Below are 13228 nucleotides of genomic sequence, written 5' to 3' on the forward strand. Positions count from 1 at the left end.
AATTGAAAGATTATATATTAAAACAGTGTGATTACCATGCTTGGGCTAATACTAGATTATTCAATCGATTAAAAGAGTTACCAAACTATGAGACAATTTTTAATGAGCAGATACAGAGTGTATTCCCATCCATTAAGGATACTTTTGTGCATATTTATATTACAGATCAAGTGTGGTTACATATATTGCATGGTAAAAGTATGAATGAAGCAATACAAGACCGAGAAGATTTACGAAAACAAATTGAAACTAAATCGTTACATGAATTAGAAAAAATGTTTGAAAACATGGCAAATCAATATAAAGAGTTTTTAATTACAATACAAGATGTGAATGCTGTATTTGTTATTGAGAATCCATACGTAGGGAAATTAGAAACTTCGATTTTAGAATTAGTGCAACATGTCGTAAATCATGGTACATATCATAGAGGAAATATAACAGCGATGATCCGTCAACTTGGTCATTCGTCGACAATGATGGATTTTGTACTGTATTTACATATGGTTAAAAAGCAGGGAGAGTAATATAGTTTGTAAGAAGGAGAGGCTGTAATTGTAGAAGTCTCTCCTTCTATTTTATCCGGCATTAATGGTAGATCGACCGATTAAAATTTTACTTTATTTATTAAGAAGCTTTATTTTCTTGTAATTGCTTAGCGTATTGTACAGCCTTATATGCATTGACTCTACCATTTTTCCAGTACGTACCTGTACCACTAATTTTATCAGAAGTTGACTCAATAATTTGGCGGATTTGTGTATTGCTATATCCTTGATTTGCTAAAAGAGCAGCGACTCCTGCAACATGAGGTGTTGCCATAGATGTACCACTTAATGATTGATACGTGCTTCCTTTATATGTTGAATATATATTTGAACCTGGTGCTGCAACATCTACCCAGCTACCATAAGTAGAAAATGAAGATTTTCTATCTGATTGATCTGTAGAAGCAACTGCAATTACTTCGCTGTAATAAGCAGGGTAATTAGCTTTTGTGTTTCCAGCATTTCCAGCAGCTGCAACTATAACAGAGCCTTTATTCCATGCATATTGAACGGCTTGTTGTAATGCAGTACCACCATTTGGAGCTCCTAAACTTAAACTAATTACTTTTGCACCCGAATCAGCAGCTTCTCGAATACCTTGCGCTACAGCATCAAGAGTACCACTTCCTTGATTATCTAATACGCGGACAGCATAAATTGAAGTTTGTGGGGCAACACCAGCAATTCCGACACTGTTATTTGTAAGTGCTCCAGTAATTCCAGCGCAATGTGTACCATGACCATTACCATCATCAGATGTATTGTCATTATCAACATAATCATGCCCGTAAATTACTTTCGAAGCCAAATCAGGGTGTGATCCTTGGACTCCTGTATCAATAATAGCTACTTTTACACCAGGATCACTTCGTTGGCTATCCCAAGCCTGTGGAGCTTGAATCTTTTGCAATCCATATTGATTTTTAAAATATGGGTCGTTTGGAGTCCAAAAGGCGTGAACGTAATAATTCGGTTCTGCATATTCCACATCTGGATTATTTTTATAACTCTTTATTTTTTCTTTTACAGTACCTTTCGAAAATTGTACGACTTCAAAACCTAACTTATCATCTTTAGATAAGACATTAGCTCCGACAGATTTATGAAAAGATTGCACATTACTTAAAGATGCATTTTGCTTGAACTTAACGATTAATTGGTTAGGAACGTAATCAGTAGATGAAGTTTCAGCACTTGAAGTATTTGTGTTAAAGAAGAAACCACCAATAATAAATGACAAAACAGATAGGAAAGCAATGATTTTGTTTTTCAAAAGATTTTTCCTCCCTTTTCTTGGATGAGTTTTTCAGCGACTCTTTAATGTCGCATTCCTTTTCAACTATATAGTTAGACCATACGATTTATGACATTTATGTGAAAAACTTTTGGAGGAATAAAAAGGAGTAAACATTGATATAAATATATTTTTAATGACAGTAATTAAGTAAAAGAGGGGATGAAAAAAGGAATGCTCAACATGTATGAGTCATTCCTTTTTTCATAGATTAACTTGCCTGTTTTTTATTACTTTCTTTCAATTTCTCTGCTTGTAAAAAGCGATTCGTTTCAGCAACAACAATACTACTTAATCCAATTAGACCAATCAAGTTTGGAATTGCCATAAGTCCATTTGCAATATCAGCAAATGTCCATACGATTCCTAGTTTTAAATTAGCACCAATTGCAATCATGACAATAAAGATTGCTTTATAATATTTAACTGCACTTTCTCCGAATAAATAAGCTACACATTTTTCTCCATAATACGACCAGCCTAAAATAGTAGAGTAGGCAAATAAAATAATTGCGATACCGAGAATCATACTACCAGCAGTACCGAATACAGATTGGAATGCAAGTGTTGTAGCTTCAACGCCAGTTTTAGCAGATTTCCAAGCGCCTGTAGTAATTAATACTAGTCCTGTAATTGTACATACAATAAACGTATCTAGAAAAGTACCAGTCATTGAAACTAAAGCTTGCTTTGCAGGCGAATCAGTTTTTGCAGCCGCAGCAGCAATTGGTGCACTCCCTAAACCAGCTTCGTTCGCAAATACACCACGCGCCATTCCGATTTGGATAGCTGATGCAACTGTTGCCCCAATAAAACCACCAGCAGCTGCCGTACCATTAAATGCACCAGAAAAAATAAGTGAAAATGCTTCTGGAATTTGGTCGTAGTGATAGAAAATAATTATAAGACCAGCAATTATATAAAAGAAAGCTTTTATCGGAACGACATAACCCGTCACTTTCCCGATTTTTTTTACACCGCCTAAAATAACAATTGCGATTAAAAATGACATTACTATACCAGTTAAAGCAGGAGGGAAAGAGAAATTAATTCGCATTGCCTCTGCAACTGAGTTAGATTGCACCATATTACCAATACCGAAAGAAGCAGTTGTACCAAATATAGCGAATAATATAGCAAGCCATTTCTTACCTAAACCACGCTCTAAATAATACATTGGTCCACCTGAATATTCACCATTTTCATTACTAACACGGTATTTCACTGCAAGTATTGCCTCGGCATACTTTGTTGCCATACCGAATAAAGCGGTAATCCACATCCAAAATATTGCACCAGGACCACCAATTGTAACAGCTGTTGCAACACCAGCGATATTTCCCATACCAATCGTTGCGGCCATAGCTGTCATAAGTGCTTGGAAGTGACTAATATCTCCAGAAGAAGAGGTATCTTCTGATTTTTTAAATGCTAGTTTGTGAGCGTATAATAGTTTACTAAACTGTAAACCTTTCAAACGCACTGTGAGAATGATACCAGTTCCAACGAGTAGCAACAAAGTTGGTAATCCCCACACGTATTGATTCATTTGTTCTAATACTTTACTTACTGTCTCCATCTTTATTCTCCTTTATTTAGAAAAAATAAAAACCACTTCAAGTAAATGAAATGGTCTCTGGAGAAACAAGGGATAGAAAAATAAACCGATACAATCGGCTTTTTCTTTCGCTTGTCTCTGTCCTTTTACCTGAGAGATTATCCGCTAAAGTAGCGGATTTGCTCCTTCGGTGCTCGTTTTCCTCCGCGCTCTATGAAAGCGAGAGGGAGTCTCTCCAGAGATTCGTCCCCATGCAGTTCTACTTGTAACCAAGACCTGAGAGTTTCAAAGTTGGTATAACAACTTTTTGCCCCGTCGGTAGATCAATAGACCTTCTCCTGAATGGTTCATCCGAATTATAAAATTTATAAACACATTGATTGTAAATCAATAAAAACATTATAGACATACAAATTGTGAATTGCAATCATTTTTTATTTTAAAATAGTAAATAGTTTTATTTTTTTGTAATTCCTAATTTATCTTTAACTTCATTTAAAGTAGATAAAGCGATGACAATATGTTGATCCGCAAGTCCTAAAGCTTGTTTTGTTTTTTCAATAGTTTCATTGGTTGGAGTAGAGTTATTTGCTCCGTCTATAATTAAATTTGCTGCATTTTTCATGAAATTTGATGCGGATTTAAACTGAGTTGTGAATTGAAGTAGTTGTTTTTGTATATCTATATCTGTTATGTTTTCTTCAATTTTAAGCGTGTCTATTTCGTTCATAATTGTTTCGTACTGCTTCGAAACAGCACTCATTGTAACTAATAGTTTATTTCGATCTACTGAATCTCCATTCGTGTTAATCTCTTCCCAGGCAGGTAACCAATCTTTTTCGATGATGTCATTATAATGAGTAGTCAATTCATTGATTTTAGGCTGTAATTTAGTTTTGAAAGTTTTTGTATCCGCTGTTTCTACAGTTGCTTTTTCATTGTTATTTTTAACATTAGTAGCGTAGAGAATCGTACCGAAAATGATGAAAATAGAAATAACAACTGTCCATTTAGTAAAAAGTAATTTCTGCAATATGTAACGCCTCCAAAATTTAAAAACTTATAATTATAATATATAACAATAATGTTGCTTAAAGTAGAGAAAATAGGCTAGAAATAATTTAAATTATTTCTTTTCTATACATAAATAATTAAAGTTAGTAAAATGATGAAAGTTATATGCGAGAAAAGAGGATTTTAGTGAAAATGAATAGAAGAAAATTGGTTTCAAATATTTCAATGGCTATGTTATTAGTTGGTTTAATTGCATTCATATTTATGGATAAAGAATCTAAAATTAAAGGTTTTCCAGTACCAATGTCAGCAATTCATATTAACGATGATAAGGAAGAGGACTATCAATATATAAGTGTAATGCCTATTACAAAGGCCAGTGGATGGGAGAACTTAGGGGAAAACGGGCATACTGTTACTTTTAAAAAAGGGGAGAGGAATGTAACTGTAATACATTATCCGGGAGAACTAACGTATTATTTATTTGAGAAAAAGGTGAATATGGGAGATAAGATAAAGATGTAATTCGTTAAGGGTTACATCTTTTTTTGATTCTGAATTATTTGAAATAAAATTAGATAGATGGTTTGATAGATGTAGTGATAAATATGATAAGTTCTATATGTTGATAAAAAGCATCGAAGAGACCATAAAAATATTATGTAAATTAAAAGTTGTAAGTGGAAGATAAATTATATCTTAAGGGGGAATTAAAAATGTTACTAAAAACAATTTACTGTCAAGTGGAAGAAGAGAAAAAAGAGTTATTTTCAAACGCACAAGAAAAATGGCGCGATATACAGCATCTAGATGGATTTCATGGACAATTTGGTGGATGGAATAAAGATGAGGCATGTGTATTTACTTTATGGGAAAATCGAAATGCATATCAATCATTTATGAATGGTGCTCACGATACAATTTATTTAAATAGTAATCAAGAGGATACGTTTCTTTCATGTGAAATTGAATTATTTCAAACGTTGTATGATATAACTGATACGCATTTAAAAGACGTTGTTACAGAAGGATCATTCGTAAGAGTTGCTATATGTGATGTAAAGGTGGAAAAGGAAAATCATTTTTTACATAAGCAAGAAACAATTTGGAATAAAGGAATGGAAAAGCAAAAGGAATGTTAGGTGGAGTAGTTGGGAAGTCTTTAAAAAATGAAAATCGTTACATAGTGTTAACGTATTGGAAAGATGAAAAGACGCATCAACATTATGTGGACGAGATTTTCCCAGATTTATATAAATTAGCTAATATTCATGAAGATACAGAAGAGATAAAAGGAAAACAAGCTGTATGTAAGGAAGAATGGCTTGTATATTAAACAAAGAAAAAGTGCATAAATGAATGTATAATAAAGATATTTTCTTATAAACAAGTAATTAATAGAAGACGTTATATACCCTTTCATGTTAATATATTTAAGTTATAATAGGAGGCTTACCCTTTTGTATTGTACGGTAGAAGCAGTGTGAGCTTGAAATTTTTTTAGAAAAGGATGTGCCTAATTTGCGTATCAATAAATTTATTAGTGAAGCTGGAAAAGCGTCTCGACGTGGAGCGGATAAACTAATTAATGAGAGAAGAGTAATTATTAACGGTAAGGTTGCAAAAATTGGTGACCAAGTGAACCCAGGTGATGATGTACGAGTAAATGGAGAGCAGCTTCGAATTGCTCGAGATCATGTATATATCGCTTTAAATAAACCAGTAGGTATTACATGTACGAGTGAAAAAGCTGTAAAAGGTAATATTATCGATTTAGTGAACCATCCTTTACGAATTAGTCACATTGGACGTCTTGATAAAGACTCAGACGGTTTAATTTTGTTAACGAATGATGGTGATATTGTTAATGAAATTTTACGTGCTGAAAATAAACATGAGAAAGAATATATCGTTTCAGTAGATAAGCCTATTACACCTGATTTCTTAGAAAAAATGGCAGCTGGTGTGAAAATTTTAGGAACGAAAACACTTCCTTGTGAGATCACACAGTTATCAAAATATGAGTTCAAAATTATTTTAACACAAGGGCTAAATCGTCAAATTCGTCGTATGTGTGAAGCTTTAGGTTATCAAGTATACACGTTAAAACGTACGAGAATTATGAATATTGAATTGAATAATTTACCCGTTGGACAGTGGAGAGATTTAACGAAGAAAGAGAAAAGACGTCTATTTGCAGACTTAAATTACGAACCACAAGATTGGTAAAATTGTGAAGTGAAACCAAAAAAATTTGGTTTCACTTTTTTAAATTAAATAAATAATTTTTTTAAACACTTGCAAAAATAAAATGAATAAGATATATTAAATAACAATAAATGGATGTTTTACAAAAGCGAAGAAAAGGACACGAGTTATTTTCCCCGGTTATACAGAGAAGGAAGGAAAGCTGAGAACTTCCTAACGCAGAAAAATAACTTACCACCTTAGAGCTGCACTAGGGAAACGAAGTATCTAGTGCCGTGTAAGCGACGTTATCGCAAAAGAAGCCATTATGTTTTTTGTGATGGGAATCTGGGTGGAACCACGGATATAAGCATATTCGTCCCTATATTTAGGGATGAATATGCTTTTTTTGCATTCAATTTCATAATAAGCGAAGAAAAGGACACGAGTTATTTTCCCCGGTTATACAGAGAAGGAAGGAAAGCTGAGAACTTCCTAACGCAGAAAAATAACTTACCACCTTAGAGCTGCACTGGGGAAATTAAGTATCTAGTGCCGTATAAACGACGTTACCGTAAAAGAAGCCATTGTTTGTTCACAATGGGAATCTGGGTGGAACCACGGGTATAAGCACGCTCGTCCCTATTTTAGGGATGAGTGTGCTTTTTATTATGAAATGGAGAGATGAAAAATGAAAGAACAAATGATTGAAATTAAATTTCCAGATGGTAGCGTGAAAGAATTTGTAAAAGGAATTACTTTAGAAGAAATTGCGGGATCCATTAGCAGTAGTTTAAAAAAGAAAGCAGTCGCGGGGAAAGTAAATGATGGGTTATATGATTTACGCCGAAATATTGAAGAAAATGCGGAAGTGGAAATCATTACTATACATTCAAATGAAGGTGTAGAAATTGCAAGACACTCTGCGGCACATATTTTAGCGCAAGCCGTAAAAAGAATGTATGGTGATATAAATCTTGGAGTAGGACCTGTTATTGAAAATGGTTTTTATTATGATATGGATCTTCCGAGTAGTGTAAATGTAGAAGATTTACCGAAAATCGAAAAAGAAATGAAAAAAATTATAAATGAAAATATAAAAATAGAGCGAGTTGAAGTTTCACGAGAAGAGGCAAAAAAATTGTTTCAAGAAATGAATGATCATCTGAAATTAGAATTGTTAGAGGCAATTCCTAGTGGGGAAAGTGTAACACTATATAAACAAGGTGAATTTGTAGATCTATGCAGAGGACCACATTTACCGTCAACAGGCTATTTGAAAGCCTTCCAATTAACTCACGTTTCAGGTGCATATTGGCGAGGAGATAGTAACAATCAAGTGCTTCAGCGTATATATGGCGTTGCATTCTCTTCTCAAAAAGAATTAGAAGAGTATTTACATTTCGTTGAAGAAGCAGCAAAGAGAAATCATCGCAAATTAGGTAGTGAGCTGGAGTTATTTATGTTTTCTGAAGAGGCTCCTGGAATGCCATTTTATTTACCGAAAGGACAGATTATCCGAAATGAATTAGAAGCATTTTTAAGAGAAATTCAAAAAGAGTATAAGTATCAAGAAGTACGTACTCCGTTTATGATGAACCAAGAGTTATGGGAGAAATCCGGACACTGGGGACATTACAAAGACAATATGTATTTCTCTGACGTGGATAATAAAAGCTTCGCATTAAAACCAATGAACTGCCCAGGACATATGTTAATGTTCAAAAATAAATTACACTCTTATCGCGAATTGCCAATTCGTATGTGTGAGTTCGGCCAGGTACACCGACATGAATTTAGCGGGGCATTAAATGGATTATTAAGAGTACGTACTTTCTGCCAAGATGATGCTCATTTATTTGTAACACCAGAACAAATTGAAGATGAAATTAAATCCGTAATGGCGCAAATTGATTACGTTTATAAAACTTTTGGATTCGAATATGAAGTAGAGCTTTCTACTCGTCCAGAAGATTCAATGGGGGATGATAAGTTATGGGAGCAAGCAGAGGCGTCATTAGAAAATGTATTACATTCATTGAATTATAAATATAGACTAAATGAAGGTGACGGTGCATTTTACGGACCGAAAATCGATTTTCATATTAAAGACGCTTTAAATAGAAGTCATCAGTGCGGTACAATCCAGCTAGATTTCCAAATGCCAGAGAAGTTTGATTTAAATTATATAGATGAGAAGAATGAAAAAGGAAGACCAGTTGTCATTCACAGGGCAGTATTAGGATCTTTAGATCGTTTCTTAGCGATATTAATTGAGCACTTTGGAGGTGCGTTCCCGGCATGGGTGGCACCAGTTCAAGTGAAAGTCATTCCAGTTTCAAATGCAGTACATGAACAATATGCCAGTGAGGTTGCACATAAATTAGCACAAGCTGGGATTCGTGTTGAACAAGATGCACGAGATGAAAAACTAGGATATAAAATAAGAGAAGTACAAATGCAAAAAGTACCGTATGTTCTTGTTATTGGCGATAAGGAAATGGAAAAAGGAGCTGTAAATGTACGTAAATATGGGGAAGAGAAGTCAGAAGTTGTTGCGCTAGATGTATTTGTGGCAAGTATTGAAGAGGAAATAAAGAATAGAAAATAAAGAATAGAAAATATTGATGGTAAAGAACACACACTATTAGAAATTAGTGTGTGTTCTTTTTTATCTTACAAAAATGTAAGGTAAATGTAAGCGAAATCGAGGGAACGAGTTGTAGAAAAATGAGAATATGAAGTAGGAAATAGGAAATAGATTCATGTTAAGGGTGTAACTCTTATTGAATGAATAATTAAAAAATTATTAAGGATTTACATGACAAAATAATAAGAAATATGTGAGAAATTAATTTTATACAAAAGGGATGGAGTGAAAGAGATGTCAGCAAATGTAGTTACTGTAGAAAGTGTAGAAAAAACGTATGGAAAAAGAAATGAGAATCAGTCAAAAGCATTAAGGGGTGTATCGTTAAGTATTAAAGAAGGAGAATTTGTCGGGATCATGGGACCTTCTGGGTCTGGAAAAACGACGTTACTTAATGTGATAAGTACACTTGACCAAGCGACAGGTGGTAGTGTGACGATAGCTGGTACAAATATTACTTCTATGAAGGGCAATGCGTTATCTGATTTTCGCTCTCAAAAATTAGGTTTCATTTTTCAAGATTTTAATCTACTAGAAAACTTATCAATTTATGAAAATATAGCTTTACCACTTTCTTTGCAAGGCGTACCATCAAGTGAGATTACTGGGAAGGTAAATGACGTTGCGAAGAAATTAGGCATCACTGAAATTTTAAAAAAATATCCGACGGCTGTTTCTGGAGGACAAAAGCAAAGAACAGCGGCAGCACGAGCTTTAGTACATAATCCAGCAATTGTATTAGCAGATGAACCGACAGGAGCGCTTGATAGTAAAAATGCAAAAAGTTTATTAGAAGCGATGCAAGATTTACATGAAAATCACAATGTAAGTATTTTAATGGTTACACACGATGCATTTAGTGCAAGTTATTGTGAGCGTATTTTATTTATTCAAGATGGTCTTCTTTATAAAGAATTAAATCGTCAAGGCACTCGAGAGAATTTCTATCAAGACATTTTAGGTGTGCTCGCTCATATGGGCTCAGCTGCTGAGTCTAAGTAGGGGGCGAAACTATGTTATTTAAATTATCACGTCATAGTATGAAAAAGATGTTAAAAGATTATATGGTTTTACTTATTGGCCTCGTTATTAGTATTAGTATTTTCTACATGTTCCAAACGATGGCGATGAATAGTGAATTTACGAAAGATAATAGCCTAATTAGTAGTATTAGACTCGTCTTTTGGGTAGGTGCAATACTATTATCTTTCATTACTGTATTTTATATTATATATGCCAACTCTTTCTTACTCACGTTAAGAAGAAAAGAACTCGGTATGTACATGATGCTTGGTGCAAAAAAGAAAAAAGTAGCACAGTTATTATTTATTGAAACATTCGGTATGGGTATTGTCAGTATTATTATCGGTATTTTAGTAGGGATGTTACTTGCAAGTGTAGCAGGAAACTTTTTAATGAATGGAATGGAAATTTCAGCAAAAGGTAGTTATGCATCTGTATACACACCAGCAATTTTAGTTACAGCTATTTTCTTCTTAATACTATTTTTCATTACTGGCTTAATGAACGGTGTCCGATTGTTACGTAAAACTGAACTAGAGTTAATTCGTGAAGATGAAACACTAGATGAAGTGAAGAAAAGTAAAACTCGCATTATAATAATGACAGTACTTGGTGTATTACTAGTAAGTACAGGGTACTATTTTATGATCAATGTAAAAATATATGCTGAATTAGGTTTTATTATAGCAACCATCGTTACAACACTTGGAACATATTTTATCTTTAGTTCATTACTCCCATTTTTTGTGATGAAAATTAAGGGGAATAAAAAACGAAATGAAACGGGCTTAAATAGTTTTACATATGCACAGCTACGCTTTCGAGTAAATAGTTTATCGAGAGTATTAGGTACTGTAGCGATGTTAATTGCATTAGGCGCAGGTGCGATGACGGCAGGTATGGCTTTCCAAAAAAATGTAGGTATTATGACAGACTTTTCTCGTGTATATGATGTTGTAATTCATGATCCGAATGATCAAGACAAAGCTGCCTTAAAAGAAATGGAAATTGTTGAAGAAAGCAAGTACAACTATAAAGTAGATGGAGAAGCGGTTTATTATTTACGTAACGACTTAACTGCGAAACCACCACTTGTTTCAGACCATTTTGATACAAAAACGTTAAAAGAGCCTGTTCGTAAACGTGTGACTGAACCTTTAACTGAACCTGTATATTCAGCTTTAGAGGCTCCTGAATTAGCAAAATTCCCTCATATGCCAAAGGATTGGGAAGACGCAGTTGTAAGAGAGATACAAATTACGCATAATCAATTTAGCGGAAAACCAGTAAGAATTGCAGACGAAGAGCATTATAAAGGAATTCAAGGAACAGAACACACTGTAACATTAGCAAAAGTAGATGATATGAAAAAATATAAACCGTTATTGATCGAAATAGACAAGAGACAAAAAGCACAAATTGAAAAAGCAACAGGTGAAAAGGTAGACTTATTTACGAAAATGACAATTTATCAGTTTATGAACAGCTTCATGAGCGGAACAATGTTTATGGGATTTTTCCTCGGAATTGCCTTTTTAGCAATGATGGCAAGTTCCCTTATGTTCAAAATATTAACAGGTGCTTCTCGTGATGTACGCCGTTATGAAATGTTACGAAAAATTGGTGTAAGACGTAGTATGTTAACGAAAAGTATATATAAAGAAATTTCATATTTATTTATCTTCCCAGCGATCATTGGCATTTCTCACGTATTAGTAGGGCTTAACTTATTCAGCTTTATATTAGTTGACCCGTTTGTAAAAGTATGGGTGCCGATAGGGATTTTCTTAGTCATTTATTTCATGTATTACTGGATAACTGTTCAACTTTATAAAGGTATGGTAATGCCGAAAGAAGAAGTAGCTAAATAGTTTATGAAAAGAGTCCTTGTGTTGAGAATAAGGGCTCTTTTTTATGTTTTTTATAAAGAAGGAAAAGATTGGATAATGGTCGAAAAATATAATATTATTTCTAATAAATTACTAAAATGATAATGTTTTAGTAAGAGAAACGATCTGAAGTATGAAAGAAATACTACAGTTAGTTGGAAACAAAGTGTATGCACGTTTTTTCTAGGGAATATTTTAGAGCGAATTAGTTCTATAATTGTTGGAATTATTCTTTCTATAGAGAGATAGAAAGAATAAAAAAGATAGCTGAAAACAAATTGTTTTCAGCTATCTTTTTTGTTTAATTTAGTGATGTCCAGCTAGTAGAGTAAACGCTATTATTAGGAGAAAACCACTAGTTGCCCACATTAGAAATGTAAGGAAAGAGAGCTGTTTCTTAGCTTTCCAAAGCATTTCATGAATTGTGACATATCCAAGTGAACCGATAGCACTTCCCATAATGAGCCCTTGCAGATGAAGAGCTTTTCCTTCCATCAAAATTCCAAAAACTGTGCCAGTACCGAGAATAAGAGAAAGTAATAAAGTCGTTAATAAAAAGGAAATATATTTATGTTTTGTAAAAAGAAATGGAATAATTAAAGCTAATCCTTCTGGAATATGGTGAACGACAATTGCTATTAAAAAGGGAATGGCAGAGTCATTATGATTTATAAAAGCTGTACCTAACGCAAATCCACTAGGTATATTATGAATAAATATAGCGAAAGAGAGAAAAAGGAAGGTTTGCCATGCTTGTTGATCTTTTTTATGTATCATTGGATGGTGACAATAGTTATCTAATAAGCTCATAACTAAAATACCGATAGCTATACCAAGTATAGGCCCAACTATTTCGTAGCTTGAAAATGTTTCAGGAATAATTTCAAGGGATAAAAGCCCAAGTAAAATACCACCACATAATGCGTATAAACGATGCATCTTTTCTTCAATAAGTTGGCGTGTTGCTACTCCAACAGCACCTCCTAATAGTAATCCACCGAACGAAAAAAATGTTACAATCATTGGAATCCATAAACGTTCCATAGTATCACACTCCGATTCTAT

The 13228-nt window shown here is 33.7% G+C and carries 10 protein-coding genes, 1 pseudogene, 1 riboswitch and 2 other annotated features; of the genes and pseudogenes, 7 read left to right on the plus strand and 4 right to left on the minus strand.

What is annotated here, in order from left to right:
• Nucleotides 1-2 precede the first annotated feature (2 nt).
• Nucleotides 3-527 (plus strand): DinB family protein, encoded by a 525-nt coding sequence (locus AXW78_RS11310; protein ID WP_000656270.1) that lies wholly within the window; start codon nt 3-5, stop codon nt 525-527.
• Nucleotides 528-627: 100 nt separating this feature from the next.
• Here AXW78_RS11310 and AXW78_RS11315 read toward each other — a convergent pair whose 3' ends face one another.
• The 3 genes from AXW78_RS11315 to AXW78_RS11325 all read right to left on the minus strand — a co-directional run bounded on the left by AXW78_RS11315 (nt 628) and on the right by AXW78_RS11325 (nt 4433).
• A complete protein-coding gene (locus AXW78_RS11315) occupies nt 628-1821 on the minus strand; it encodes a S8 family peptidase (RefSeq protein ID WP_000790911.1) in 1194 nt (397 codons plus the stop codon).
• 232 nt (nt 1822-2053) lie between these two features.
• Entirely contained in the window at nt 2054-3421 is a 1368-nt protein-coding gene (locus tag AXW78_RS11320) for an alanine/glycine:cation symporter family protein (protein WP_061884132.1), read from the minus strand.
• Between the two features lie 107 nt (nt 3422-3528).
• A riboswitch (glycine riboswitch) is annotated at nt 3529-3649 on the minus strand.
• Between the two features lie 208 nt (nt 3650-3857).
• Nucleotides 3858-4433 (minus strand): hypothetical protein, encoded by a 576-nt coding sequence (locus AXW78_RS11325; protein ID WP_001170893.1) that lies wholly within the window; start codon nt 4431-4433, stop codon nt 3858-3860.
• 173 nt (nt 4434-4606) lie between these two features.
• On the opposite strand from AXW78_RS11325, the gene AXW78_RS11330 reads away from it, so the two are divergent.
• The 6 genes and pseudogenes from AXW78_RS11330 (at nt 4607) to AXW78_RS11355 (ending at nt 12145) form a co-directional block, all read left to right on the plus strand.
• Nucleotides 4607-4939: a hypothetical protein gene (locus AXW78_RS11330; RefSeq protein WP_002164008.1), complete on the plus strand. Its 333-nt coding sequence runs from the start codon at nt 4607-4609 to the stop codon at nt 4937-4939.
• A gap of 191 nt (nt 4940-5130) precedes the next feature.
• Nucleotides 5131-5750 (plus strand): annotated as a pseudogene (locus tag AXW78_RS11335) (DUF4937 domain-containing protein).
• A gap of 185 nt (nt 5751-5935) precedes the next feature.
• A complete protein-coding gene (gene rluF, locus AXW78_RS11340) occupies nt 5936-6643 on the plus strand; it encodes a 23S rRNA pseudouridine(2604) synthase RluF (RefSeq protein ID WP_001222158.1) in 708 nt (235 codons plus the stop codon).
• A gap of 121 nt (nt 6644-6764) precedes the next feature.
• Nucleotides 6765-6988 (plus strand) — a binding site (T-box leader).
• Between the two features lie 37 nt (nt 6989-7025).
• Nucleotides 7026-7248 (plus strand) — a binding site (T-box leader).
• Nucleotides 7249-7292: 44 nt separating this feature from the next.
• Nucleotides 7293-9212: a threonine--tRNA ligase gene (gene thrS / locus AXW78_RS11345; RefSeq protein WP_061884133.1), complete on the plus strand. Its 1920-nt coding sequence runs from the start codon at nt 7293-7295 to the stop codon at nt 9210-9212.
• A gap of 273 nt (nt 9213-9485) precedes the next feature.
• Nucleotides 9486-10253, plus strand: a complete 768-nt coding sequence (locus AXW78_RS11350) for an ABC transporter ATP-binding protein (RefSeq protein ID WP_001275722.1) — start codon at nt 9486-9488, stop codon at nt 10251-10253.
• Between the two features lie 11 nt (nt 10254-10264).
• Nucleotides 10265-12145 carry an FtsX-like permease family protein gene (locus tag AXW78_RS11355; RefSeq protein WP_000897849.1) on the plus strand — a complete coding sequence of 627 codons (1881 nt, stop codon included), beginning with the start codon at nt 10265-10267 and terminating at the stop codon, nt 12143-12145.
• 324 nt (nt 12146-12469) lie between these two features.
• Here the strand turns inward: AXW78_RS11355 and AXW78_RS11360 are convergent, their stop codons facing one another.
• Nucleotides 12470-13207 (minus strand): ZIP family metal transporter, encoded by a 738-nt coding sequence (locus tag AXW78_RS11360; RefSeq protein ID WP_046946324.1) that lies wholly within the window; start codon nt 13205-13207, stop codon nt 12470-12472.
• Nucleotides 13208-13228: the final 21 nt, after the last annotated feature.

Source organism: Bacillus thuringiensis (assembly GCF_001595725.1).
Lineage (GTDB): Bacteria > Bacillota > Bacilli > Bacillales > Bacillaceae_G > Bacillus_A > Bacillus_A thuringiensis_K.